Source organism: Geodermatophilus sp. SYSU D00742, assembly GCF_054049935.1.
This window is the reverse complement of record NZ_JBJGYJ010000001.1, coordinates 129,897-153,379: the sequence shown is the minus strand read 5'-3', so window position 1 is coordinate 153,379 and position 23,483 is coordinate 129,897. Positions and strand designations below refer to the sequence as shown.

Here is a 23,483-nt window from a genome sequence, read left to right as displayed (position 1 = left end):
GGCGGGCCGTCGAGGACCCGGCCGGTCAGCGCCGGGCCGCCACCGCGACCAGCGGCTGTCCCGGCGCGAGCCGCCGGGCCGGGGAAGGCCGCAGCCCCGCATCGGCGAGCTGCCGGCGCAGCGGCTCCACCTCGGGCAACTCCATGCCCTCGCCCTGGGCGCGCAGCAGCAGGTCGAAGTGCCGGCTGAACGGGTCGGGCGTGGCGGCGGTGGTCGTGACCAGCAGCGCGCCACCCTCGGACAGCAGGCCCGCCACGGCCCGGAACAGCGGGACCCGCTCGCGGAGTGGCACGTAGTAGACGAAATTGGCGAGGAGGGCGAGGTCGTAGGGGCCGCCGGCCCGGCCGTCGGCCGCCAGGGCCGCGACGTCGCCGCGCAGCACGCGGGCCCGCCCGGCCAGCCCCCGCTGCGCGAGCAGCCGCTCGGCGAGGTCGGCGACGGCGTCGTCGACCTCGATCCCCGTGCCCTCCGCCACCGGCGCGGCGGCCAGCACGGCGGCCAGGTTCTGCCCCGCCCCGCAACCGACGTCCAGCACGCGCGCGGGACGCACCTCACGCACCGCGGCCACCAGCGCCTCGTGCAGGACCGGCTCCATCGCCCGGGTCAGCTGCGCGATCGTCTCCCCCCGCTCCGCGACGTCGCGACGTGGCGGCCCCCCGTGCAGCTGGCCCGGGAGTTCCCGGTAGAGCCCGGTGTGGAAGCCGGCGAACCCCTCGTACGCGGCGCGCAGCACGTCGTCGTCCAGCAGCCGTCGTCCGCGCCGGGACAGTGTCCACCCGCCGGCCGAGGCGCGGACGAGCCCGTGCGCCTGCAGCACCCGCAGCCAGGGCTCCAGCAGGCCACCGTCGTCGAGGCCGAGCCGGGCGCGCACAGAGGCGGTGCCGACCGGCCCGTCCCGCAGGGAGTCGAGCACGCGGGTGGACAGGGCCGCCGCGGCCACCGCGAGCCGGACGGCGGCCAGACCGTCACGGGCAGCGCGTAACCACGGCACCCCGCCGCCGCGGAGGAGCTTCGCGGTCGCGACGAGGCGGCTCATGCGCCCTCACGCGCCTCACGGCCCGGCGCGGCACCGGCACCCGCGAGGACGAGCACCGCACCGTCCCCCACGGCGCGATCGTCCTCGCCTCGGTCCCGCTGCGCCCATCGAGGGGGAGACGCGCCGGAGGCGGCGGATGACCGCCCGCACGGCAACACCGGCGGCCGGCTCAGCCGGCCAGGCGCTTCATCGTCTCGACCGTCCTCAGTCGGCCCTCCCGGCTGTCGTCGAGGGGCTGGAGCATCAGCGTCGTCACGCCGGCCGCGCCGAAGGCGGCGATCCGCTCGGCCACGTAGGACTCCGGCCCGATGAGCGTGGTGGCCCGGACCAGCTCCTCGGGCACCGCTGCCGCGGCCTCGTCCTTCTTGCCGTCGAGGTAGAGGTCCTGGACGGTGCGGGCCTCCTCCTCGTAGCCGTAGCGCCGGGCCAGGTCGTTGTAGAAGTTCTTGCCCCTCGCGCCCATGCCGCCGATGTAGAGGGCCAGCGACGGCCGGACGAGTTCGAGCATCGGTTCGACGTCGTCGCCGATGGCGACGGGGACGCCCGTCACGATCTGCAGCTCGCCCAGCGCGGCGTCACGTCTGGCCCGGCCCGCTGCCAGCGAGTCGCCCCACACCGACGCCGCCTTCTCCGGGACGAAGAAGATCGGCTCCCAGGCCTCGGCGATCTCGGCCGCCAGCTCGACGTTCTTGGGGCCCAGTGCCGCCAGCAGCACCGGGATCCGCTCCCGCACGGGGGTGTTGATGAGCTTCAGCGGCTTGCCGAGGCCGGTGCCTCGCTCGGGTGGCAGCGGGATCGTGTACTTCGGTCCGTCGTGCGCCAGGCGCTCCCGGCGCCACACCTGCCGGCAGATCTCCACGATCTCGCGGGTGCGCTGCAGGGGGGCGTCGTAGGGGACGCCGTGCCAGCCCTCGATCACCTGGGGCCCCGACGCGCCCAGTCCGAGGGTGAACCGGCCACCGGAGACGAAGTCCAGCCCGGCCGCGGTCATGGCGGTCAGCGCCGGGGTGCGGCTGTAGATCGGGAAGATGCCGCTCATCAGCTCGAGCCGCTCGGTCACCGCGGCCAGGTACCCCAGCTGGCTCACCGCGTCGAACGTGTAGACCTCCGCCACCATCGCGAGGTCGAGGCCGGCGGACTCGAGGTCGCGGATCTCCGCGGCGGTCTCGTGGAACCCACCGCTGTAGCTGGCCTGGATGCCGATGCGCACGTCCACTCCTCAGGTCGGCGGCACCCCGGTCGGCGCCGGCACCGACCGTATCGGCAGGCCGGGCGGGAGCCGACGGCTCAGAGGGCGCGGACGACCCCGACGACCTCGGTGATGACGCGGACGCCGTCGACGTCGCCCGGGACCCGGCTGGCCGCGCCCGGGTCGGCGAGGTCGACCTTCACCACGTACCCGCTGTCGCGCCGGGCCAGCCCGACGCCGACCACGCCCGGGTCGGTGGCCAACCGCGCGCTGAGGGCCGTCTTGGCAGCTCGGGCGGAGGCGCGGTCGGTCATCGCCCCATGGTGCCCCTGATCTCCCGAACGCGACAGCCCCGGCGGACCGGGTGAGACGGTCCTGCGGGTCCCGCCGCGGGACTGCGAGGGGCGGGGGCCGTCGGTCTAGGCGGGGACCCACTGCAGGTCGAGCAGTTCCAGCACCGTGCTCAGTGGATTGGCGAAGGTGACACCGCCACCGTTGCGGCCACCGGTCTCGCTGCCCGCGAAGAGCAACCCCATCGGCGCGCGGTCCGAGCTGCGCCAGATGACCGACCCGCTGTCGCCGCCGGCGCTGAAGGCCCCCGTCAGCCCCTCGATCTCCACCTGGTCGTCGAAGACGTGCGCCCCGCGGTCGTACTGCACCGTCACGCCGTCGACCTCCACGGCGGTGACCCGGCCGATCGTGTGACCCGTCGTCCGGCCCACCTTCTCGACCTGTTCGTCGGGGTCGACGTCGTCCACCGCGAGCGGGTCCCCGCCCAGCGCGCCTCCGGGCAGCCGGCCGGGCTCAGCGGGCACCTCGGCGTCGAGGGTCGCCACCGCGGCGTCGGCCAGGTTCGCCCGTCCGTCCCCCCGGAACCGCACGAAGGCGGCGAGGGTCGCGACGCGGTCGGCCTCGCTGCCGCCGTCGGCCGGCCCGGGCTGCAGCACCGGGTCGCCGACGGCCGCCGCGTCGCTGGCCGCAAGCACGTGGTTGTTCGACAGCAGCGCGAGCCGGCCGTCGACCCGGACGAACCCGCCCAGCGTCCCCGCGGAGACGGTCGGGTGCGCCACCGAGAGCCCGGGGTGCAGGGGTCGGGTGCGCCGTTGCAGCTCGCCCGGCGTGGGCGAGGACAGCGCCCGCACCGTCCCGATCACGCGGACGTCCACCTCCTCCAGCACGGTGTCGTCAAGCCCCGAGAGCAGCAGGTCGGCGTCGTCCTTCGCGGCGACCCGGATGGCCAGGTGGGCCCGGTCGCGGCCGATCGGTGCCAGACCGAGCGCCGGGCGCGCCCAGCCCCGGACGTCGAGGGCGGTGACCGGACCCGCCTCGGCCAGGCGAGCCGACAGGTGGGCCTTGAGCTCGCGGGCGAGGTCGACGTGCACGGGATCCTCCGGTGGCGTTCGGTGGGCGTCCTGCGACCGACGGTAGGGCCGGGGTACGACAGCCGCGCGTCGGTGGCCGTCGTCGCAGGACACCGCGGGTGTCGCGCCGCGCGGACCCCGGCGGCGCCGCTGGAGCCGGTACAGTCGCGCCACCGCCGGGCCCCCGGTCGGGTCCGTCCCTCCCGGGAACACACCGGCCGGAAGTGACGTTGACCCCGACGTCCGAGCCCTGGCGGGTGGGCTGACCACCGCCTGTCGACATGTGGCGGACCCGGCTTTGACCGGGTTCGAGCACGCGGGTATCGTGGTCAGCCGTGCCCAGGGTGCCCTGGGCCTGCTCCCGTTCGCGGTGCGCCTGCCGGTAGGTGGTGGCGCCGAGTCGCGGGGGGCGACCGATCCGGTTCGACTCGCCGGCCGGTCCTGGGGACGGCGACACGCCCGACCGCGGGGACCGGTGGTGGTCCACGGCCGGGAGTGGGTACGACCCCAGCAGGACCGGCACCCAGGCACAGCAGAGCACCGTCCACAGCACGACCCAGCGCAGGTAGGAGATCCAGGCCACCCATGCCCACGATCAACCAGCTGGTCCGCAAGGGCCGCGAGGACAAGGTCGAGAAGACCAAGACCCCGGCGCTGAAGGGCTCCCCTCAGCGTCGTGGCGTGTGCACCCGCGTGTACACGACGACGCCGAAGAAGCCGAACTCGGCGCTGCGCAAGGTCGCTCGCGTGCGCCTCACGAGTGGCATCGAGGTGACCGCCTACATCCCGGGCGTCGGCCACAACCTGCAGGAGCACTCGATGGTGCTCGTGCGCGGCGGCCGGGTGAAGGACCTCCCCGGCGTGCGCTACAAGATCATCCGCGGCTCGCTCGACACCCAGGGTGTCCGCAACCGCAAGCAGGCTCGCAGCCGGTACGGCGCGAAGAAGGAGAAGAGCTGACATGCCGCGCAAGGGCCCTGCACCGCGCCGCCCGCTGGTCGCCGACCCGGTGTACCAGTCGCCGCTGGTCACCCAGCTGGTGAACAAGGTTCTCGTCGACGGCAAGCGCTCGGTCGCCGAGGCGATCGTCTACGGCGCCCTCGAGGGCTGCCGTGCCAAGACCGACACCGACCCGGTCGTCACGCTCAAGCGGGCGCTGGACAACGTCAAGCCGGCCCTCGAGGTCCGCAGCCGCCGCGTCGGTGGTGCGACCTACCAGGTCCCGGTCGAGGTCCGCGCCTCGCGGAGCACGACGCTCGGCCTGCGCTGGCTGATCCAGTACAGCCGGGCCCGTCGCGAGAAGACGATGACCGAGCGCCTGATGAACGAGCTCCTCGACGCCAGCAACGGTCTCGGTGCCGCGGTGAAGCGCCGCGAGGACACGCACAAGATGGCCGAGTCGAACAAGGCCTTCGCGCACTACCGCTGGTAAGTGCCACCCCGGCTGGCTCCGCCAGCCCCCGCGGCCGGCGGGTAGTCCGGGCCACCCCCTGGACACCGCACGCGGACCCGAACCAAAGAGGAGACGAGACAGATGGCCGACTCCAAGGCCCAGCTCGCCAAGACCCGCAACATCGGGATCATGGCGCACATCGACGCCGGCAAGACCACGACGACCGAGCGCATCCTCTTCTACACCGGTATCAACTACAAGATCGGTGAGGTCCACGACGGCGCGGCCACGATGGACTGGATGGAGCAGGAGCAGGAGCGCGGCATCACCATCACGTCCGCCGCGACGAAGTGCTCCTGGAACGGCTACGACATCAACATCATCGACACCCCCGGGCACGTCGACTTCACCGTCGAGGTGGAGCGGTCGCTGCGGGTGCTCGACGGTGCCGTCGCCGTCTACGACGGGGTCGCCGGCGTGGAGCCGCAGACCGAGCAGGTGTGGCGGCAGGCCGAGAAGTACGGCGTCCCGCGCATGTGCTTCGTCAACAAGCTCGACCGCACCGGCGCCGACTTCTTCCGCTGTGTCGACATGATGGTCGAGCGTCTCGCCGCCAACCCGCTGGTGCTGCAGCTGCCGATCGGCGCCGAGGCCGACTTCATCGGCGTCGTCGACCTGGTCCAGATGCGTGCGCTCACCTGGCGCGGCGAGACGCAGATGGGTGAGGACTACGCGGTCGAGGAGATCCCGGCCGAGCTCGCCGACCAGGCCGCCGAGTACCGCGAGAAGCTGCTCGAGACCATCGCCGAGACCGACGACGAGCTCATGGAGGCCTATCTCGGTGGCGAGGAGATCACCGTCGAGCGGCTGAAGGCGGCCATCCGCAAGGCGACGATCGCCGCGCAGGTGAACCCGGTCCTCACCGGTACCGCCTTCAAGAACAAGGGCGTCCAGCCCCTGCTCGACGCGGTCACCGACTACCTGCCCAGCCCGCTGGACATCGAGGCGATCGTCGGCACCGCGCTCGACGGCGAGACCGAGGTCATCCGGCACGCCGACGAGGACGAGCCGTTCTCGGCGCTGGCCTTCAAGATCCAGACCGACCAGCACCTCGGCAAGCTGACCTACATCCGGGTCTACTCGGGCAAGGTCAACTCCGGGTCCCCGGTGCTCAACAGCACCAAGGACCGCAAGGAGCGGATCGGCAAGATCTACCAGATGCACGCCAACAAGCGCGAGGAGCGCGACGGCGTGGGTGCCGGTCAGATCGTCGCCGTCGTCGGTCTCAAGCAGACCACCACGGGCGACACGCTCAGCGACCCGCAGAAGCCGGTCATCCTCGAGTCGATGACCTTCCCGGCGCCGGTCATCTCGGTCGCGATCGAGCCGAAGACCAAGAGCGACCAGGAGAAGCTCGGCACCGCCATCCAGAAGCTCGCCGAGGAGGACCCGACCTTCCAGGTCCGCCTCGACGAGGAGACCGGCCAGACGGTCATCTCCGGCATGGGCGAGCTCCACCTGGAGATCCTCGTCGACCGCATGCGCCGCGAGTTCAAGGTCGAGGCCAACGTCGGCAAGCCGCAGGTCGCCTACCGCGAGACCATCCGCAAGACGGTCGAGAAGTACGACTACACCCACAAGAAGCAGACCGGTGGGTCCGGCCAGTTCGCGAAGGTGCAGGTCACCCTGGAGCCGCTCGAGGTCAGCGGCGACGGGCCGACCTACGAGTTCGAGAACGCGGTCACCGGTGGCCGCATCCCGCGGGAGTACATCCCGTCGGTGGACCAGGGCATCCAGGACGCCATGCAGTACGGGGTCCTCGCCGGCTACCCGCTGGTCGGCGTCAAGGCGACCCTGGTCGACGGCCAGTACCACGAGGTCGACTCCTCGGAGATGGCCTTCAAGATCGCCGGCTCGATGGTCTTCAAGGAGGCCGCACGCAAGGCCAGCCCGGCCCTGCTCGAGCCGCTCATGGCCGTCGAGGTCGTCACGCCCGAGGACTACATGGGCGACGTCATCGGCGACCTGAACTCCCGGCGCGGCACCATCCAGGCGATGGAGGAGCGCTCCGGCGCCCGCGTCGTCCGGGCTCTGGTCCCGCTCTCGGAGATGTTCGGCTACGTGGGCGACCTGCGCAGCCGCACCCAGGGGCGGGCGAGCTACACCATGGTGTTCGACTCGTACGCCGAGGTCCCGCAGAACGTCGCCAAGGAGATCATCGCCAAGGCGACCGGCGAGTGACCTGCCGGGCGGGGTAGCCCCGTCCGGCCCCCAGCAAGCCCACCCCAGAGTTCGCGCACGACTGCGACACCACGAGGAGAGGAACCCAGTGGCCAAGGCCAAGTTCGAGCGGACCAAGCCGCACGTCAACATCGGCACCATCGGGCACATCGACCACGGCAAGACGACGCTGACCGCGGCGATCACCAAGGTGCTGCACGACAAGTACCCGGACCTCAACGAGGCGTCGGCCTTCGACCAGATCGACAAGGCGCCCGAGGAGAAGGCCCGCGGCATCACGATCTCGATCGCGCACGTCGAGTACCAGACGGAGAACCGTCACTACGCGCACGTCGACTGCCCCGGTCACGCCGACTACATCAAGAACATGATCACCGGTGCGGCGCAGATGGACGGCGCCATCCTGGTGGTCGCGGCCACCGACGGCCCGATGCCGCAGACCAAGGAGCACGTCCTCCTGGCCCGCCAGGTCGGCGTCCCCTACATCGTCGTGGCGCTCAACAAGGCCGACATGGTCGACGACGAGGAGATCCTCGAGCTCGTCGAGCTGGAGGTCCGCGAGCTGCTCAGCGAGTACGAGTTCCCGGGCGACGACGTCCCCGTGGTCCGCGTCTCCGCGCTCAAGGCCCTCGAGGGCGACGCCGAGTGGGGCAACCGGCTCATGGAGCTCATGGACGCGGTCGACTCCGCGATCCCCGAGCCGCAGCGTGACGTCGACAAGCCGTTCCTCATGCCCGTCGAGGACGTCTTCACCATCACCGGCCGCGGCACCGTCGTGACCGGTCGCGTGGAGCGCGGCATCGTCAAGGTCAACGAGGAGGTCGAGATCGTCGGCATCCGCCCGTCCTCGACCAAGACCACCGTCACCGGCGTCGAGATGTTCCGCAAGCTGCTCGACCAGGGCCAGGCCGGCGACAACGTCGGTCTGCTGCTGCGCGGCATCAAGCGCGAGGACGTCGAGCGTGGCCAGGTCGTGGTGAAGCCGGGTTCGATCACCCCGCACACCAACTTCGAGGCCTCGGTCTTCATCCTGTCGAAGGACGAGGGTGGTCGTCACACCCCGTTCTTCAACAACTACCGTCCCCAGTTCTACTTCCGGACGACGGACGTGACGGGTGTGGTGACCCTGCCCGCCGGCACCGAGATGGTCATGCCGGGCGACAACACCGACATGACGGTCGAGCTGATCCAGCCGATCGCCATGGAGGAGGGCCTGAAGTTCGCCATCCGCGAGGGTGGCCGGACGGTCGGCGCGGGTCGCGTCACCAAGATCCTCAAGTAACACCCTCGACGGGCGGCGGCCGACTGCGGCCGCCGCCCGTCCCTGGGCGGGGAACCGCCCATCCCGCTGGGGCGAGACCGGATCACGGTCTGGACCACCCGGCGTTCCCAGCTAGAACAGACACCGATCGGCAGGAGCAGAAGACAGCGATGGCGGGACAGAAGATCCGCATCCGGCTGAAGGCCTACGACCACGAGGCGATCGACGCCTCGGCGCGGCGCATCGTCGAGACGGTGACCAAGACCGGTGCGCGCGTCGTCGGCCCGGTGCCGCTGCCGACGGAGAAGAACGTGTACTGCGTCATCCGGTCCCCGCACAAGTACAAGGACTCGCGGGAGCACTTCGAGATGCGTACGCACAAGCGGCTCATCGACATCCTCGACCCGACGCCGAAGACGGTCGACGCGCTCATGCGCATCGACCTGCCGGCCTCGGTCGACGTCAACATCCAGTAAGGGCAGTCAGCAGACATGGCGAGCACATTCCGTGGTCTCCTCGGCGAGAAGCTGGGCATGACCCAGGTCTTCGACGAGAACAACCGCATCGTGCCGGTGACCGTCGTCAAGGCGGGCCCGTGTGTGGTGACCCAGGTGCGCACCCCCGAGGTCGACGGCTACTCCGCCGTCCAGCTCGGGTTCGGTGAGATCGACCCGCGCAAGGTGAACAAGCCCGAGGGTGGGCACTTCGCCAAGGCGGGCGTCACGCCGCGCCGGCACCTGGTGGAACTGCGCACCGCGGACGCCTCGAACTACACGGTCGGCCAGGAGCTGACCGCCGAGGTCCTCGACGGCGTCGCGAAGGTCGACGTCATCGGCACCAGCAAGGGCAAGGGCACCGCGGGTGTCATGAAGCGGCACGGGTTCAAGGGCCTGGGCGCCGCGCACGGCACGCAGCGCAAGCACCGGTCGCCCGGCTCCATCGGCGGGGCCTCGACCCCCGGCCGCGTCTTCAAGGGCCTGCGCATGGCCGGCCGCATGGGCGCGGTCAAGACGACGACCCTCTCGCTCAACGTGCACAAGGTGGACGCCGAGCGCGGGCTGGTGCTGATCAAGGGCGCCATCCCGGGCCCGAAGGGCGGGCTCGTGCTCGTCCGCTCGGCCGTCAAGGGCGGCCCCGTGGGGAGTGACAACCAGTGACCGAGTCGACCCAGACCCGGACCGACCGCGAGGTCGACGTCCGGACCCCGGCGGGGGAGACCTCCGGCAGCGTGACGCTGCCCGGTGAGCTCTTCGACGCGTCGGCCAACGTCTCGCTGATGCACCAGGTCGTGGTGGCCCAGCTGGCCGCCGCGCGCCAGGGCACGCACGCGACGAAGACCCGCGGCATGGTCAGTGGCGGTGGCATCAAGCCCTACCGCCAGAAGGGCACCGGCCGCGCCCGTCAGGGCTCGATCCGTGCACCGCAGTTCTCCGGTGGTGGCACGGTCCACGGCCCGCAGCCGCGTGACTACTCGCAGCGGACCCCGAAGAAGATGAAGGCCGCCGCCCTCCGCGGCGCCCTCTCCGACCGGGCCCGGGAGAACCGCGTCCACGTGGTCAGCACCTTCGTCGACGGGGACGCCCCGAAGACCAAGGCCGCCCTGGCCACCCTCGAGGCGATCACCTCCGCCAAGCGGGTGCTCGTCGTGCTCGACCACGACGACGTCCTCAACTGGGTGAGCCTGCGCAACGTGCCGCAGGTGCACCTGATCGAGGCCGGCCAGCTCAACACCTACGACGTGCTGGTCTCCGACGAGGTCGTCTTCACCGAGGCCGCACTGGCCGAGTTCGTGGCCGGGCCGGTGTCGGGCAAGCGTCGTGGCGTGGAGAAGCCCGACCTGACCACTCCCGACGTCCCCGGCGCCATCCCGTCGATCCAGCCGGCCCAGGGCACCACCGACCTGGACATCGACACCGACACCACCGAGGAGAAGGCGTGAGCGTCCGCGACCCCCGGGACGTCCTGCTGTCCCCGGTCATCTCGGAGAAGAGCTACGGGCTGCTGGACGACAACCAGTACACGTTCGTCGTCCTGCCCGAGGCCAACAAGACGCAGATCAAGATCGCGGTCGAGCAGATCTTCAAGGTGAAGGTGCTCGGCGTGAACACGATCAACCGCCAGGGCAAGCGCAAGCGGGCCAAGGGCGGGATGGGCAAGCGCAAGGACACCAAGCGCGCCATCGTGTCCCTCGCCCCCGGCGACCGCATCGAGATCTTCGGTGGTCCCGGCGCCTGAGCGCCCGGACCGTTCGGACCAGAGATAGAGGACTGAGTCAGCAATGGCTATCCGCAAGTACAAGCCGACGACGCCGGGCCGCCGCGGCTCCAGCGTCGCCGACTTCGCCGAGGTCACCCGCGACCATCCCGAGAAGTCGCTGGTCCGACCGCTGCACGGTCGCGGCGGGCGCAACGTCCACGGGAAGGTCACGGCGCGGCACCAGGGCGGCGGGCACAAGCGTGCCTACCGGGTGATCGACTTCCGTCGGGCCGACAAGGACGGTGTGCCGGCCAAGGTCGCCCACATCGAGTACGACCCGAACCGCACCTCGCGCATCGCGCTGCTCCACTTCGCCGACGGCGAGAAGCGCTACATCATCGCGCCGGCCCGCCTGAAGCAGGGCGACACGGTCGAGTGCGGCCCGTCGGCCGACATCAAGCCCGGCAACAACCTGCCGCTGCGGAACATCCCGGTCGGCACCGTGGTTCATGCCATCGAGCTCCGTCCCGGTGGCGGCGCGAAGATCGCCCGCTCGGCGGGGACCAGCGTCCAGCTGGTCGCCCGTGAGGGTCGCCTCGCGCAGCTGCGCATGCCGTCGGGCGAGATCCGCAACGTCGACGTCCGCTGCCGCGCGACCGTCGGCGAGGTGGGCAACGCCGAGCAGTCGAACATCAACTGGGGCAAGGCCGGCCGCATGCGGTGGAAGGGCAAGCGCCCGACCGTCCGCGGTGTCGCCATGAACCCGGTGGACCACCCGCACGGTGGTGGTGAGGGCAAGACCTCCGGTGGTCGCCACCCGGTGAACCCGAAGGGCAAGCCGGAGGGCCGGACGCGCAAGCGCAAGGCCAGTGACGCCCTGATCGTGCGCCGCCGGCGCACCAACAAGAAGCGCTGAGCGGGTAGAGGAGTCCGACAGACATGCCACGCAGCCTGAAGAAGGGCCCGTTCGTCGACGACCACCTGCTCAAGAAGGTGGACGCGCAGAACGAGAAGGGCACCAAGACCGTCATCCGCACCTGGTCGCGGCGCTCGACGATCATCCCCGACATGCTCGGGCACACGATCGCCGTCCACGACGGCCGCAAGCACGTCCCGGTCTTCGTGACCGAGGCCATGGTCGGGCACAAGCTCGGCGAGTTCGCTCCCACGCGCACCTTCCGTGGGCACGTCAAGGACGACCGCCGGTCCCGGCGCGGCTGACCAGGTAGAGAGAGAATCCAATGACTTCCCAGGTGGGACAGGAGACGCCGGTCGCCCGGGCCACGGCCCGGTTCGTCCGCGTCACCCCCATGAAGGCACGCCGGGTGGTGGACCTCATCCGCTACCTGCCGACCGACGAGGCCCTGGCGCTGTTGCGGTTCGCCCCGCAGGCCGCCAGCGAGCCGGTGCTCAAGGTGGTGGCCAGCGCCGTCGCGAACGCCGAGCACAACCTGCGGCTGGACCCGGCCGCCCTGGTCGTGAGCGCCGCGTACGTGGACGAGGGCCCGACGCTCAAGCGGATCCGTCCGCGTGCGCAGGGCCGTGCGTTCCGCATCAACAAGCGGACCTCCCACATCACCGTGGAGGTCGCGGAGGTCTCCGCCAGCGAGGAGCTCGCCGGCAAGTCCCGCACCGCCCGCCGCCGCACCGGCCAGTCCGGTCCGGCCACCCAGCAGCAGAACAGCAACACGAGGGGAGGGACCCGCTAGTGGGTCAGAAGGTCAACCCGCACGGGTTCCGGCTCGGCATCACCACCGACTACAAGTCCCGGTGGTACGCCGACAAGCTCTACAAGGACTACGTCAAGGAAGACGTGGCCATCCGCAAGCTCATGAGCAAGGGGATGGAGCGGGCCGGGATCTCGAAGGTCGAGATCGAGCGCACCCGCGACCGCGTCCGCGTCGACATCCACACCGCCCGGCCGGGCATCGTCATCGGCCGTCGCGGCGCGGAGGCCGACCGCATCCGTGGCGAGCTGGAGAAGCTCACCGGCAAGCAGGTCCAGCTGAACATCCTCGAGGTGAAGAACCCCGAGTCGGACGCGCAGCTGGTCGCCCAGGGCGTCGCCGAGCAGCTGTCCAGCCGGGTGAGCTTCCGGCGCGCCATGCGCAAGGCCATGCAGTCGGCCCAGCGCAGCCCGCAGGTCAAGGGCATCCGGGTGCAGTGCTCCGGTCGCCTGGGCGGCACCGAGATGAGCCGGTCGGAGTTCTACCGCGAGGGTCGCGTGCCCCTGCACACGCTCCGCGCGAACATCGACTACGGCATCTACGAGGCCCGCACCACCTTCGGCCGCATCGGCGTGAAGGTGTGGATCTACAAGGGCGACGTCAGCGGCTCGCGTGCCGAGCGCGAGGCCCTCGAGGCCCTCGCCGCCCGCCAGCAGCGCCGTGAGCGGGCCCAGCGCCCGCAGCGCCGTTCCGGGTCCTCCGGCACCACCGCCGGGGGCACCGAGGCCGGCCGCGCCGCGGCCGAGTCCACGACCGGGCCGGCCGTCGACACCACCGACAGCGCGGTGGCCGCGACCTCCGGCGAGGTGGCTCCCGAGCAGACCGTCGCCGAGGCCGCTGGTCCCGAGGCGACCGCTGCGGCCGAGACCACGGCCGCGCAGAACCCCACGGAGGGCTGACACGTGCTGATCCCACGGCGCGTCAAGCACCGCAAGCAGCACCACCCGAGCCGTTCGGGTCGTGCCAAGGGCGGGACCGAGATCAACTTCGGTGAGTACGCCATCCAGGCCCTCGAGCCGGCGTACGTGACCAACCGGCAGATCGAGTCCGCTCGTATCGCCATGACGCGGCACATCCGTCGTGGCGGGAAGGTCTGGATCTCGATCTACCCGGACCGTCCCCTCACCAAGAAGCCGGCCGAGACCCGCATGGGTTCCGGTAAGGGCTCGCCCGAGTGGTGGGTCGCGAACGTCAAGCCGGGCCGCATCATGTTCGAGCTGTCCGGTGTCGCGGAGCCCGTGGCCCGTGAGGCCATGCGTCGCGCGATCCACAAGCTGCCGATGAAGTGCCGCTTCATCACTCGTGAAGGAGAGGTGTGATGGCCGCCGGTCTGACCGCTCCCGAGCTGCGCGAGCTCTCCGCGGACGAGCTCGCCTCGCGGCTGCGCGAGTCGAAGGAAGAACTGTTCAACCTGCGGTTCCAGGTGGCCACCGGCCAGCTGGACAACAACCGGCGACTGCAGACCGTCCGCCGCGACATCGCCCGGATCTACACGATCATGCGCGAGCGCGAGCTGGGTCTCTCGGTCGCCCCGAGTGAGGGTGTGGCATGAGCGAGCCCCAGGAGGCGCAGACCGCGTCGGGCCCCGGCCTGGCCGGCCGTGGCTACCGCAAGGTCCGCGAGGGCCTCGTGGTCAGCGACAAGATGGACAAGACGATCGTCGTCGAGGTCGAGGACCGTGTGAAGCACGGCCTCTACGGCAAGGTCATCCGTCGCACGAGCAAGCTGAAGGCGCACGACGAGCAGCAGGTCGCCGGCATCGGCGACCGGGTGCAGATCATGGAGACCCGGCCGACGTCGGCCACCAAGCGGTGGCGGCTGGTCGAGGTCCTCGAGAAGGCGAAGTAGGACCCCCGGGGACCGCGAGGTCCTCGTGTGCCAGGCGGCCCTCCGGGGCCGGTCCAGGAGCAGGTACCCTGGACGACTGGCGCGCCCCACGGGTGCGCGCCCATCCCGGTACTCGTGCTCGGACGCACCGGCGGCAGAACGCTGCCGGTGCGTCCGCACGTGGGTACCGGACAGCCGGTTCACCGTTCCGGCCCGGCTGTCACCACTGAGATTTGGGAGTAGGACGTGATCCAGCAGGAGTCGCGACTGCGGGTCGCCGACAACACCGGTGCAAAGGAGATCCTCTGCATCCGTGTGCTCGGCGGATCCGGGCGACGCTACGCGGGCATCGGTGACGTCATCGTCGCCACCGTCAAGGACGCGCTGCCCGGCGCCGGGGTCAAGCGCGGCGACGTCGTCAAGGCCGTCGTCGTCCGCACGGTGAAGGAGCGTCGTCGTCCGGACGGCTCCTACATCCGCTTCGACGAGAACGCCGCGGTCATCATCCGCGACAGCGGCGACCCGCGCGGTACGCGCATCTTCGGCCCGGTCGGCCGTGAGCTCCGCGACAAGCGCTTCATGCGGATCATCTCGCTCGCCCCGGAGGTGCTGTGATCATGGCGGACAAGACGCCGTCGATGAAGGTGAAGAAGGGCGACACCGTCGTCGTGCTGTCCGGCAAGGACAAGGGCGCCAAGGGCCGGGTCATCGCTGCCTACCCGAAGCTCCAGAAGGTCCTCGTCGAGGGCGTGGGCCGGGTCAAGAAGCACACCCGGATCAGCTCCAACCAGCGTGGTGCCCAGTCGGGCGGGATCGTCACGCAGGAGGCTCCCATCCACGTGAGCAACGTGATGGTGATCGACTCCGAGGACAAGCCGACCCGGGTCGGCTACCGCAAGGACGAGGAAGGCCGCAGCATCCGGGTCTCGCGGCGCACCGGTAAGGACCTCTGACGGCCATGAGCGCACCCACCCGTGAGCTGCCCCGCATGCTCGCCCACTACCGCGAGCAGATCGCCCCGGCCCTGCAGTCGGAGTTCGGCTACGACAACGTCATGCAGATCCCGCGGCTGACGAAGATCGTCGTCAACATGGGCGTCGGCGAGGCGACCCGCGACGCGAAGCTGATGGACGGCGCGGTCCGCGACCTCACCGCCATCACCGGTCAGAAGCCGGCCGTCGTCCGGGCCCGCAAGTCCATCGCGCAGTTCAAGCTGCGTGAGGGCATGCCGATCGGCGCCAAGGTCACCCTGCGTGGCGACCGCATGTGGGAGTTCCTGGACCGGCTGCTGTCGCTGGCCCTGCCCCGCATCCGTGACTTCCGCGGGCTCAACGCCAAGCAGTTCGACGGTCACGGCAACTACACGTTCGGCCTGACCGAGCAGTCGATGTTCCGCGAGATCGACGTCGACAAGATCGACCGGCCCCGCGGCATGGACATCACGCTGGTCACCACCGCCACGAACGACGAGGAGGGTCGCGAGCTCCTCCGCCTGCTGGGCTTCCCGTTCGCCGGCCAGCCCGTCGTGACCACCACCCGCTGAGCCGGGGCGAGGAGACACTCCAGATGGCCAAGAAGGCGCTGATCAACAAGGCGGCCCGCAAGCCGAAGTTCGCGGTCCGCGGGTACACCCGCTGCCAGCGGTGCGGGCGTCCGCACTCGGTCTTCCGCAAGTTCGGCCTGTGCCGGATCTGCCTGCGGGAGATGGCTCACGCCGGCGAGCTCCCGGGCGTGAGCAAGTCCAGCTGGTAAGACCCAGCACCCCGTCCCGCCGGCCCTCCGCCGGCGGGACGGACCACCCCGAGCACCACCGATCGCCGAGAGGCCCACGCGTACCGCGTGAGGAACCGCGGCGAGAGAGGCACCACACCCCATGACGATGACCGACCCGATCGCGGACATGCTCACGCGGATCCGGAACGCCAACCAGGCGTACCACGACTCCACGACCATGCCGTCGTCGAAGCTGAAGACGCACATCGCCGAGATCCTCCAGCAGGAGGGCTACATCGCCGGCTGGACCGTCAACGAGGTCGAGAAGGACGGCACCACGCGCAAGGAGCTGGTGGTCGACCTCAAGTACGGCCCCAACCGTGAGCGGAGCATCGCCGGCGTCCGGCGCGTCTCCAAGCCCGGTCTGCGGGTGTACGCCAAGTCCAACGCGCTGCCCAAGGTGCTCGGCGGCCTCGGGGTGGCCATCATCTCCACCTCGACCGGGCTGCTCACCGACCGGCAGGCGAACAAGAAGGGCGTGGGCGGGGAAGTCCTCGCCTACGTCTGGTAAGGGAGCGAGCAGATGTCACGGATCGGACGACTCCCGATTCCCGTGCCCGGCGGCGTGGACGTCGCCGTCGACGGTCAGACGGTCAGCGTGAAGGGCCCCAAGGGCTCGCTGACCCACACCGTCGCGGCGCCGATCACCGTCGAGCGCGGCGAGGACGGCACGCTGAGCGTGCAGCGCCCCAACGACGAGCGGGCCAGCCGGGCCCTGCACGGGCTGTCGCGCACCCTCATCGCCAACATGATCACCGGCGTCACCGAGGGGTACACCAAGACCCTCGAGATCGTCGGCGTCGGATACCGCGTCGCTGCCCGGGGCTCGGACCTCGAGTTCGCCCTCGGCTACAGCCACCCGGTGCCGGTCAAGGCCCCGGAGGGCATCACCTTCACCGTCGAGTCGCCGACCCGCCTGCGGGTGACCGGTATCGACAAGCAGCAGGTGGGTCAGGTCGCGGCCAACATCCGCAAGCTGCGCCGCCCCGACCCGTACAAGGGCAAGGGCGTGCGCTACCAGGGCGAGGTCGTCAAGCGCAAGGTCGGGAAGACGGGTAAGTGATGGCACAGACCGAGAAGGCTGCCGCTCGGGTGCACAAGCCCGTCGGCACCGACATCAGCACCGCACGGCGGGTCTCCCGCCTGCGCCGGCACAACCGGCTGCGCAAGCGGGTCTCGGGCACGCCGGAGCGCCCGCGCCTGGTGGTCCACCGCAGCTCGCGGCACATCCACGTCCAGGTGGTGGACGACACCGTCGGCCGTACCCTGGTCAGCGCCTCGACGCTGGACCCGAGCCTGCGCGGCGCCGAGGGCGACAAGTCGTCGCTGGCCCGCCAGGTCGGCGCCCTGGTCGCCGAGCGTGCCAAGGCCGCCGGCATCGCGGCGGTCGTGTTCGACCGCGGCGGCAACCGCTACCACGGCCGGATCGCGGCGCTGGCGGACGGCGCCCGCGAGGGCGGTCTGGACTTCTGATGGACTCGCGGGACCGGAAGCCGAGCACCCCGGTGACTCGGCAGATCGACACAGAGCAGATCGAGAGGGACGTCTGATGCCAGGACCACAGCGACGCGGCGGCGGCGCCGGCGGCGGTAACGACCGCCGCGACCGTCGTGACGGCGGGCGGGGGCCCGGCGGCGCGCCTGCCGAGAAGAGCAACTTCATCGAGCGCGTGGTGGCCATCAACCGCGTGTCCAAGGTCGTCAAGGGCGGTCGGCGCTTCAGCTTCACCGCCCTGGTGATCGTGGGCGACGGCGACGGCACCGTGGGCGTCGGCTACGGCAAGGCCAAGGAGGTGCCCGCGGCGATCGCCAAGGGCGTCGAGGAGGCCAAGAAGCACTTCTACAAGGTGCCCCGGATCGCCAGCACCATCCCGCACCCGGTGCAGGGTGAGGCGGCCGCCGGTGTCGTGCTGCTCAAGCCGGCCAGCCCCGGTACCGGTGTCATCGCCGGTGGTCCGGTGCGCGCCGTCCTGGAGTGCGCCGGCATCCACGACGTGCTCTCCAAGAGCCTCGGGTCGTCCAACCCGATCAACATCGTGCACGCCACGATGCAGGCGCTGAAGGACCTCGTCCGTCCCGAGGAAATCGCGGCCCGCCGCGGTCTGCCCCTGGAGGACGTCGCCCCGGCGGCCATGCTGCGTGCGCGTGCGGGCCAGGGGGTCTGAGATGGCGCAGCTCAAGGTCACCCAGGTCAGGTCCGCGATCGGGACCAAGCCGAACCAGCGTCAGACGCTGCGGTCGCTGGGGCTCAAGCGGGTCAACGACTCGGTCGTGCAGGAGGACCGTCCCGAGATCCGCGGGATGGTCGCGACGGTGCCGCACCTGGTCACCGTCGAAGAGATCAGCTGAACCGCGGCTGAGTAGGGACATCACATGACTCTCAAGGTCCACCACCTGCGTCCGGCCCCGGGCGCCCACACCGCCAAGACCCGCGTGGGTCGCGGTGAGGGCTCCAAGGGCAAGACCGCCGGTCGCGGCACGAAGGGCACCGGCGCGCGGGGCACCACGTCCGCGCGGTTCGAGGGCGGGCAGACGCCGCTGCACATGCGGCTGCCCAAGCTCACGGGCTTCAAGAACCGGAACAAGGTCGTGTTCCAGGTCGTCAACCTCGACCGGATCGCGGCGCTGTTCCCCCAGGGCGGCTCGGTCAACCCCGACACCCTCGCCGAGGCCGGCGCCGTGCGCCGTGGCCAGCCGGTGAAGGTGCTGGGCACCGGCGACCTGGGTGGCGTCGAGGTGCACGTGCACGCGCACGCGTTCTCGTCGTCGGCCGCCGAGAAGATCAGCGCGGCCGGGGGCAGCACCACCCGCATCTGACCGCCGATGACCCCCGGGGTGCGTCTCTCCGCGAGACGACCCCCGGGGGTCGTCTGCTGCCCGGCCCGGGGCGCGTGAGCGCCCGGTCCGTCGACCGGACGGGACGGCGCGTGGCACCCGCGTAGACGGGGCCCGGGCTGGTTCCATCCCCACCGTTGCTAACCTCATCCGACCGAGTAGGGGAGGGCACGTGCTGCAGGCGTTCGCCGCGGCGTTCCGGACGCCAGACCTCCGGCGCAAGCTGCTGTTCTCCCTGGCGATCATCGCCGTCTACCGGCTGGGCGCCCAGATCCCGGGGCCCGGGGTCTCCGTGGCGGCGATCAACAGCTGCCTCGAGGCCGCGCAGGCCTCCGACCAACGGGACCTCTACTCGCTGGTCAACCTGTTCTCCGGCGGGGCGCTGCTCCGGCTGTCGATCTTCGCGCTCGGCATCATGCCGTACATCACCGCGAGCATCATCGTGCAGCTGCTGGTCGTGGTCATCCCGCGGTTCGAGCAGCTGAAGAAGGAAGGGCAGTCGGGTCAGGCGAAGCTGACCCAGTACACCCGCTACCTCACGATCGCCCTCGCGGTCCTGCAGAGCACCGGCGTCATCGCCCTGGGCCGCAGCGGCCAGCTGTTCCCGAACTGCCCGCAGGACATCATCCCGTCGGACTCCATCTGGACGACCGTGGTGCTGGTCATCACGATGACCGCCGGCACCGCCGTCATCATGTGGCTCGGTGAGCTCCTGACCGAGAAGGGGATCGGCAACGGCATGTCCGTGCTGATCTTCACCTCCATCGCAGCCCGCATCCCCTCCGAGGGCGGCTCGATCCTCCAGACCCGAGGCGGCTTCGTCTTCACGCTGGTGTGCCTGCTGGCCGTCGTGATCATCACCTCGGTCGTCTACGTGGAGCAGGCCCAGCGGCGCATCCCCGTCCAGTACGCCAAGCGCATGGTCGGTCGCCGCATGTACGGCGGCACGTCGACCTACCTGCCGCTGAAGGTCAACCAGGCCGGTGTCATCCCCGTCATCTTCGCCTCGTCCCTGCTCTACCTGCCGCAGCTGATCACCCAGCTCCAGGGCGACGAGACCGGTCCGGTGCGGCGGTTCTTCGAGAACTACGTCATCGACCAGAGCAGCCCCGTCCACATCGCCGTCTACTTCGGCCTGATCGTGTTCTTCACGTACTTCTACGTGTCGATCACGTTCAACCCGGAGGAGCGAGCGGAGGACATGAAGCGCTACGGCGGCTTCATCCCCGGCATCCGCCCGGGTCGGCCGACCGCGGAGTACCTGCAGTACGTGCTGTCCCGGATCACCCTGCCGGGGTCCATCTACCTGGGCCTGGTGGCAGTGTTGCCCAACCTGTTCCTCTCCATCACGCAGGAGGGACAGAACCAGAACTTCCCGTTCGGCGGGACCGCGGTGCTGATCATGGTGGGAGTGGGGTTGGAGACGGTGAAGCAGATCGAGACGCAGCTCAACCAGCGCAACTACGAAGGGTTCCTGAAGTAGTGCGCGTCGTGCTGCTCGGCCCTCCGGGCGCGGGCAAGGGCACCCAGGCGCAGGTCATCGCCGACCGGCTCGGCGTGCCGGCGATCTCGACCGGTGACATCTTCCGGGCCAACGTCAGCGGCCGGACCGAGCTCGGCCTCAAGGCCAAGGTCTTCATGGACGCCGGGGACCTCGTGCCCGACGAGGTGACCGTGGCCATGGTCAAGGACCGGCTGGCCGAGCCCGACGCCAAGGGTGGTTTCCTGCTCGACGGCTTCCCCCGCACCATCCCGCAGGCCGAGCAGTTGCGCTCCTCCCTGCACGACCTCGGCCAGGGGCTGGACCGCGTGCTGGAGCTCGTCGTGGACGAGGACGAGCTGGTGCGCCGGCTCTCCGGTCGCCGGATGCTGGTCGACGGGGAGTGGGTCCAGCGCGACGACGACAAGCCCGAGACCGTGCGGCACCGGCTGCAGGTGTACCGGGAACAGACCGAGCCGCTCTCGGGGTTCTACGAGTCGGAAGGGCTGCTCACGCGCATCGACGCCATCGGCGCGGTCGAGGAGGTCACCGAGCGGGCCATGCGCGCGCTCGGGCAGGCCGACGGCCGAGGGCAGCCGGACGCCCCGACCGGGCAGCCCAGCGCGGGCTGAGGGACGGCGGCGCAGATGACGGCCGCCGGACTCCTCGGCCGGCTCCCGCTGCTGGCGAAGTGGAGTGGACGGATGATCCAGATCAAGACCCCGCACGAGATCGAGCTGATGCGGGCGGCAGGGCTGGTCGTGGCCGGCGCCATCGCCGCCGTGAAGGCCGCCGTGCGTCCCGGGGTGACGACCGGCGAGCTGGACGCGATCGCCGAGGACCACATCCGCAGCGCGGGCGCCATCCCGTCGTTCCTGGGCTACCACGGGTTCACCGGCAGCATCTGCGCGTCCATCAACGACGAGATCGTGCACGGCATCCCGAACAAGGACCGTGCGCTCGCCCTGGGCGACAACATCTCCATCGACTGCGGGGCCATCCTGCAGGGCTGGCACGGGGACTCCGCGGTCACCGTGACGGTGGGGGAGCCCTCGGCCGAGGACGCCGCCCTCATCGCCGTGACCGAGCGGTCCATGTGGGCCGGGTTGGCCCGGGCGGTGGCCGGCGGCCGGCTCACCGACATCAGCCACGCCGTGGAAGAGGCGATCACCGCCGAGCAGCACCCGTACGGCATCGTCGACCACTACGGCGGGCACGGCATCGGCACCGAGATGCACCAGGACCCGCACGTGCTCAACTACGGCCGTGCCGGCCGCGGACCCAAGCTGGTCCCCGGGCTGGCGCTGGCGATCGAGCCCATGGTCACCGTGGGCGACCCGGCCACCGTCGAGCTCGAGGACGGCTGGACCGTGGTCACCAAGGACGGGTCGCGGGCGGCCCACTTCGAGCACACCGTCGCCATCACCCCGGAGGGTCCGTGGGTCCTCACGGCCGAGGACGGCGGCGTCGCGGGGCTGGCCCCGTTCGGGATCACCCCCCGCACCTGAACGAGAGCGCCCACAGGCGTCCGGCCCCGCCTCCGTGGGGCCGGGGAGGCGCCCACCGGGGTACCTCCCCGCCGCCCACAGTGCTCTTCCCCACCCACCGTCCCCCGTGGACCGGGTTGGAGAGGTGCGCCGAAGCGGGGTAGAGTGTCCGTTGGCGTTCGCGCCGTCCTGTCGTCGTGCTGTGGCCGCACGACCCAGGGCGCCCTCGCGAGAGCGTCTGCACCACCTGTTCTGCAAACAAGCCGAGCGTGACCGCCGGGATCCGGCATGGGCGCGCGAGGACCACCAGCACCACCGAGTACGGGAGGCCGTGTAGGGCATGGCGAAGAAGGACGGGGCCATCGAGGTCGAGGGTCGCGTCGTCGAGCCGCTGCCCAACGCGATGTTCCGGGTCGAGTTGCAGAACGGGCACCGGGTGCTCGCCCACATCAGCGGCAAGATGCGTCAGCACTACATCCGCATCCTGCCCGAGGACCGCGTGGTCGTGGAGCTCTCGCCCTACGACCTGACCCGCGGTCGCATCGTCTACCGGTACAAGTAACCGCCGCCACGCGCCGTCCCGTCGGGCCGGTGCGTGCGGCTCACGATCGACAGGAATGAGGGGCGGCACCGGTGAAGGTCCAGCCGTCGGTGAAGAAGATCTGCGACAAGTGCAAGGTGATCCGCCGGCATGGCCGGGTCATGGTCATCTGCGACAACGCCCGCCACAAGCAGCGGCAGGGCTGAGGGAGTACCTGGACATGGCACGACTGGCCGGCGTCGACCTCCCCCGCGAGAAGCGGATGGAGATCGCGCTCACCTACATCTACGGCATCGGCAAGACCCACGCGAAGGAGACCCTGGCCGCGACGGGCGTCAGCCCCGACCTGCGCGCCAAGGACCTCACCGACGAGGACCTGCTGAAGCTGCGCGACTACATCGACGAGCACTTCCGCGTCGAGGGTGACCTGCGCCGCGAGGTGGCCGCCGACATCCGCCGCAAGGTGGAGATCGGCTGCTACCAGGGGCTGCGTCACCGTCGTGGGCTGCCCGTCCACGGTCAGCGCACCCGCACCAACGCGCGCTCGAGCAAGGGCCCGCGCAAGACCATCGCCGGCAAGAAGAAGGCCGGCAAGAAGTAAGCCGCCGTGTGCGCCGTCGTGGCGACCCGTGAGGGCGGGAACGACGGCGCACCGCGTGCTGCATCTGGCCACTGAACTGAAGGAAACCGGAGAGACATGCCTCCCAGGGCTCGCACCGCGGCCGGTGCCAAGAAGGTCCGCCGCAAGGAGAAGAAGAACGTCGCCCACGGCGCCGCGCACATCAAGAGCACGTTCAACAACACGATCGTGTCCATCACGGACCCGACCGGCAACGTGATCAGCTGGGCCTCCGCCGGCCACGTCGGCTTCAAGGGCTCGCGCAAGTCCACGCCGTTCGCCGCGCAGATGGCCGCCGAGAACGCCGCGCGCAAGGCGCAGGAGCACGGCATGCGCAAGGTCGACGTCTTCGTCAAGGGCCCGGGTTCCGGCCGGGAGACCGCCATCCGGTCCCTGCAGGCCACCGGTCTCGAGGTGGGCCAGATCCAGGACGTGACGCCGCAGCCGCACAACGGCTGCCGCCCCAAGAAGCGCCGCCGGGTCTGACCGGCCACCGACGAGAGCGAAGGTAGAGAGAC

Annotated in this window: 36 protein-coding genes; 32 read left to right on the top strand and 4 right to left on the bottom strand. The window is 70.6% G+C overall.

The genetic code is table 11. The features are described from left to right. Positions 1 to 25: 25 nt before the first annotated feature. The 4 genes from ACI78V_RS00785 to ACI78V_RS00770 form a co-directional block, all read right to left on the bottom strand. Positions 26 to 1,036, bottom strand: a complete 1,011-nt coding sequence (locus ACI78V_RS00785; RefSeq protein ID WP_456847942.1) for a methyltransferase domain-containing protein — start codon at positions 1,034 to 1,036, stop codon at positions 26 to 28. Positions 1,037 to 1,205: 169 nt separating this feature from the next. Continuing rightward, positions 1,206 to 2,246 (bottom strand): LLM class F420-dependent oxidoreductase, encoded by a 1,041-nt coding sequence (locus ACI78V_RS00780; RefSeq protein WP_456847940.1) that lies wholly within the window; start codon positions 2,244 to 2,246, stop codon positions 1,206 to 1,208. Positions 2,247 to 2,323: 77 nt separating this feature from the next. Next, entirely contained in the window at positions 2,324 to 2,539 is a 216-nt protein-coding gene (locus ACI78V_RS00775) for a hypothetical protein (protein ID WP_456847938.1), read from the bottom strand. Between the two features lie 105 nt (positions 2,540 to 2,644). Beyond that, a complete protein-coding gene (locus ACI78V_RS00770; protein ID WP_456847936.1) occupies positions 2,645 to 3,607 on the bottom strand; it encodes a hypothetical protein in 963 nt (320 codons plus the stop codon). Between the two features lie 564 nt (positions 3,608 to 4,171). Between ACI78V_RS00770 and rpsL the strand changes: the two genes are divergently transcribed. From rpsL to rpsK, 32 genes are all read left to right on the top strand, one after another. After that, the gene (gene rpsL / locus ACI78V_RS00765) at positions 4,172 to 4,546 is read left to right on the top strand and encodes a 30S ribosomal protein S12 (RefSeq protein ID WP_012950487.1); all 375 of its coding nucleotides are present in this window, start codon (positions 4,172 to 4,174) and stop codon (positions 4,544 to 4,546) included. A gap of 1 nt (position 4,547) precedes the next feature. Beyond that, complete coding sequence (gene rpsG, locus ACI78V_RS00760) at positions 4,548 to 5,018, top strand: 30S ribosomal protein S7 (RefSeq protein ID WP_091213426.1); 471 nt, start codon at positions 4,548 to 4,550, stop codon at positions 5,016 to 5,018. A gap of 102 nt (positions 5,019 to 5,120) precedes the next feature. Then, positions 5,121 to 7,220 (top strand): elongation factor G, encoded by a 2,100-nt coding sequence (gene fusA, locus ACI78V_RS00755; protein WP_456847934.1) that lies wholly within the window; start codon positions 5,121 to 5,123, stop codon positions 7,218 to 7,220. Positions 7,221 to 7,308: 88 nt separating this feature from the next. Beyond that, positions 7,309 to 8,502 carry an elongation factor Tu gene (gene tuf, locus ACI78V_RS00750; protein WP_456847932.1) on the top strand — a complete coding sequence of 398 codons (1,194 nt, stop codon included), beginning with the start codon at positions 7,309 to 7,311 and terminating at the stop codon, positions 8,500 to 8,502. 149 nt (positions 8,503 to 8,651) lie between these two features. Further along, the gene (gene rpsJ / locus ACI78V_RS00745; protein WP_012950483.1) at positions 8,652 to 8,957 is read left to right on the top strand and encodes a 30S ribosomal protein S10; all 306 of its coding nucleotides are present in this window, start codon (positions 8,652 to 8,654) and stop codon (positions 8,955 to 8,957) included. A 15-nt stretch (positions 8,958 to 8,972) separates the two neighbouring features. Continuing rightward, positions 8,973 to 9,638 carry a 50S ribosomal protein L3 gene (gene rplC, locus ACI78V_RS00740; protein ID WP_456847930.1) on the top strand — a complete coding sequence of 222 codons (666 nt, stop codon included), beginning with the start codon at positions 8,973 to 8,975 and terminating at the stop codon, positions 9,636 to 9,638. Further along, positions 9,635 to 10,420, top strand: coding sequence for a 50S ribosomal protein L4 (gene rplD / locus ACI78V_RS00735; protein ID WP_456847928.1), 786 nt, complete (start codon positions 9,635 to 9,637; stop codon positions 10,418 to 10,420). The genes rplC and rplD overlap by 4 nt, the downstream gene beginning before the upstream one ends. Further along, a complete protein-coding gene (gene rplW / locus ACI78V_RS00730; RefSeq protein WP_456847927.1) occupies positions 10,417 to 10,716 on the top strand; it encodes a 50S ribosomal protein L23 in 300 nt (99 codons plus the stop codon). The genes rplD and rplW overlap by 4 nt, the downstream gene beginning before the upstream one ends. 43 nt (positions 10,717 to 10,759) lie before the next feature. Continuing rightward, a complete protein-coding gene (rplB, locus tag ACI78V_RS00725) occupies positions 10,760 to 11,593 on the top strand; it encodes a 50S ribosomal protein L2 (protein WP_091213410.1) in 834 nt (277 codons plus the stop codon). A gap of 23 nt (positions 11,594 to 11,616) precedes the next feature. Beyond that, entirely contained in the window at positions 11,617 to 11,898 is a 282-nt protein-coding gene (gene rpsS, locus ACI78V_RS00720) for a 30S ribosomal protein S19 (RefSeq protein WP_089402109.1), read from the top strand. A 20-nt stretch (positions 11,899 to 11,918) separates the two neighbouring features. Further along, positions 11,919 to 12,386 (top strand): 50S ribosomal protein L22, encoded by a 468-nt coding sequence (rplV, locus tag ACI78V_RS00715; RefSeq protein ID WP_456847924.1) that lies wholly within the window; start codon positions 11,919 to 11,921, stop codon positions 12,384 to 12,386. Next, a complete protein-coding gene (gene rpsC, locus ACI78V_RS00710; RefSeq protein ID WP_456847923.1) occupies positions 12,386 to 13,303 on the top strand; it encodes a 30S ribosomal protein S3 in 918 nt (305 codons plus the stop codon). Before rplV ends, rpsC begins: the two co-directional genes overlap by 1 nt. Before the next feature lie 3 nt (positions 13,304 to 13,306). Next, positions 13,307 to 13,723 (top strand): 50S ribosomal protein L16, encoded by a 417-nt coding sequence (rplP, locus tag ACI78V_RS00705; protein WP_012950475.1) that lies wholly within the window; start codon positions 13,307 to 13,309, stop codon positions 13,721 to 13,723. Next, complete coding sequence (rpmC, locus tag ACI78V_RS00700; RefSeq protein WP_014377985.1) at positions 13,723 to 13,956, top strand: 50S ribosomal protein L29; 234 nt, start codon at positions 13,723 to 13,725, stop codon at positions 13,954 to 13,956. The genes rplP and rpmC overlap by 1 nt, the downstream gene beginning before the upstream one ends. After that, positions 13,953 to 14,252: a 30S ribosomal protein S17 gene (gene rpsQ / locus ACI78V_RS00695; protein WP_456847921.1), complete on the top strand. Its 300-nt coding sequence runs from the start codon at positions 13,953 to 13,955 to the stop codon at positions 14,250 to 14,252. Before rpmC ends, rpsQ begins: the two co-directional genes overlap by 4 nt. Positions 14,253 to 14,477: 225 nt before the next feature. After that, positions 14,478 to 14,846, top strand: a complete 369-nt coding sequence (gene rplN, locus ACI78V_RS00690; protein ID WP_012950472.1) for a 50S ribosomal protein L14 — start codon at positions 14,478 to 14,480, stop codon at positions 14,844 to 14,846. A gap of 2 nt (positions 14,847 to 14,848) precedes the next feature. Then, entirely contained in the window at positions 14,849 to 15,184 is a 336-nt protein-coding gene (gene rplX, locus ACI78V_RS00685; RefSeq protein ID WP_425432554.1) for a 50S ribosomal protein L24, read from the top strand. A 5-nt stretch (positions 15,185 to 15,189) separates the two neighbouring features. Beyond that, the gene (rplE, locus tag ACI78V_RS00680; RefSeq protein WP_456847919.1) at positions 15,190 to 15,774 is read left to right on the top strand and encodes a 50S ribosomal protein L5; all 585 of its coding nucleotides are present in this window, start codon (positions 15,190 to 15,192) and stop codon (positions 15,772 to 15,774) included. A gap of 23 nt (positions 15,775 to 15,797) precedes the next feature. After that, positions 15,798 to 15,983: a type Z 30S ribosomal protein S14 gene (locus ACI78V_RS00675; RefSeq protein WP_012950469.1), complete on the top strand. Its 186-nt coding sequence runs from the start codon at positions 15,798 to 15,800 to the stop codon at positions 15,981 to 15,983. A gap of 127 nt (positions 15,984 to 16,110) precedes the next feature. Then, positions 16,111 to 16,515, top strand: a complete 405-nt coding sequence (gene rpsH, locus ACI78V_RS00670; RefSeq protein WP_448617472.1) for a 30S ribosomal protein S8 — start codon at positions 16,111 to 16,113, stop codon at positions 16,513 to 16,515. A gap of 12 nt (positions 16,516 to 16,527) precedes the next feature. Continuing rightward, positions 16,528 to 17,067 carry a 50S ribosomal protein L6 gene (gene rplF / locus ACI78V_RS00665; protein WP_456847917.1) on the top strand — a complete coding sequence of 180 codons (540 nt, stop codon included), beginning with the start codon at positions 16,528 to 16,530 and terminating at the stop codon, positions 17,065 to 17,067. Next, positions 17,067 to 17,477 (top strand): 50S ribosomal protein L18, encoded by a 411-nt coding sequence (gene rplR / locus ACI78V_RS00660; protein WP_456847915.1) that lies wholly within the window; start codon positions 17,067 to 17,069, stop codon positions 17,475 to 17,477. Before rplF ends, rplR begins: the two co-directional genes overlap by 1 nt. Before the next feature lie 76 nt (positions 17,478 to 17,553). Beyond that, complete coding sequence (gene rpsE / locus ACI78V_RS00655) at positions 17,554 to 18,168, top strand: 30S ribosomal protein S5 (RefSeq protein ID WP_072919083.1); 615 nt, start codon at positions 17,554 to 17,556, stop codon at positions 18,166 to 18,168. 1 nt (position 18,169) lies between these two features. Further along, positions 18,170 to 18,352, top strand: a complete 183-nt coding sequence (gene rpmD, locus ACI78V_RS00650) for a 50S ribosomal protein L30 (protein WP_456847913.1) — start codon at positions 18,170 to 18,172, stop codon at positions 18,350 to 18,352. A 24-nt stretch (positions 18,353 to 18,376) separates the two neighbouring features. Beyond that, on the top strand, positions 18,377 to 18,820 hold the full coding sequence (gene rplO, locus ACI78V_RS00645) for a 50S ribosomal protein L15 (RefSeq protein ID WP_456847911.1): 444 nt from the start codon (positions 18,377 to 18,379) through the stop codon (positions 18,818 to 18,820). Positions 18,821 to 19,010: 190 nt separating this feature from the next. Beyond that, positions 19,011 to 20,321 carry a preprotein translocase subunit SecY gene (gene secY / locus ACI78V_RS00640; protein WP_456847909.1) on the top strand — a complete coding sequence of 437 codons (1,311 nt, stop codon included), beginning with the start codon at positions 19,011 to 19,013 and terminating at the stop codon, positions 20,319 to 20,321. Further along, positions 20,321 to 20,950 carry an adenylate kinase gene (locus ACI78V_RS00635; RefSeq protein ID WP_456847907.1) on the top strand — a complete coding sequence of 210 codons (630 nt, stop codon included), beginning with the start codon at positions 20,321 to 20,323 and terminating at the stop codon, positions 20,948 to 20,950. The genes secY and ACI78V_RS00635 overlap by 1 nt, the downstream gene beginning before the upstream one ends. Positions 20,951 to 20,965: 15 nt before the next feature. Continuing rightward, positions 20,966 to 21,826 (top strand): type I methionyl aminopeptidase, encoded by an 861-nt coding sequence (gene map / locus ACI78V_RS00630; protein ID WP_456847905.1) that lies wholly within the window; start codon positions 20,966 to 20,968, stop codon positions 21,824 to 21,826. A gap of 319 nt (positions 21,827 to 22,145) precedes the next feature. Further along, positions 22,146 to 22,367, top strand: coding sequence for a translation initiation factor IF-1 (gene infA, locus ACI78V_RS00625; protein ID WP_012950459.1), 222 nt, complete (start codon positions 22,146 to 22,148; stop codon positions 22,365 to 22,367). A gap of 71 nt (positions 22,368 to 22,438) precedes the next feature. Further along, positions 22,439 to 22,552 carry a 50S ribosomal protein L36 gene (rpmJ, locus tag ACI78V_RS00620; RefSeq protein ID WP_012950458.1) on the top strand — a complete coding sequence of 38 codons (114 nt, stop codon included), beginning with the start codon at positions 22,439 to 22,441 and terminating at the stop codon, positions 22,550 to 22,552. Between the two features lie 14 nt (positions 22,553 to 22,566). Beyond that, positions 22,567 to 22,947 (top strand): 30S ribosomal protein S13, encoded by a 381-nt coding sequence (gene rpsM / locus ACI78V_RS00615; protein ID WP_091380978.1) that lies wholly within the window; start codon positions 22,567 to 22,569, stop codon positions 22,945 to 22,947. 96 nt (positions 22,948 to 23,043) lie between these two features. Continuing rightward, positions 23,044 to 23,451, top strand: a complete 408-nt coding sequence (gene rpsK, locus ACI78V_RS00610) for a 30S ribosomal protein S11 (protein ID WP_091380976.1) — start codon at positions 23,044 to 23,046, stop codon at positions 23,449 to 23,451. Positions 23,452 to 23,483: the final 32 nt, after the last annotated feature.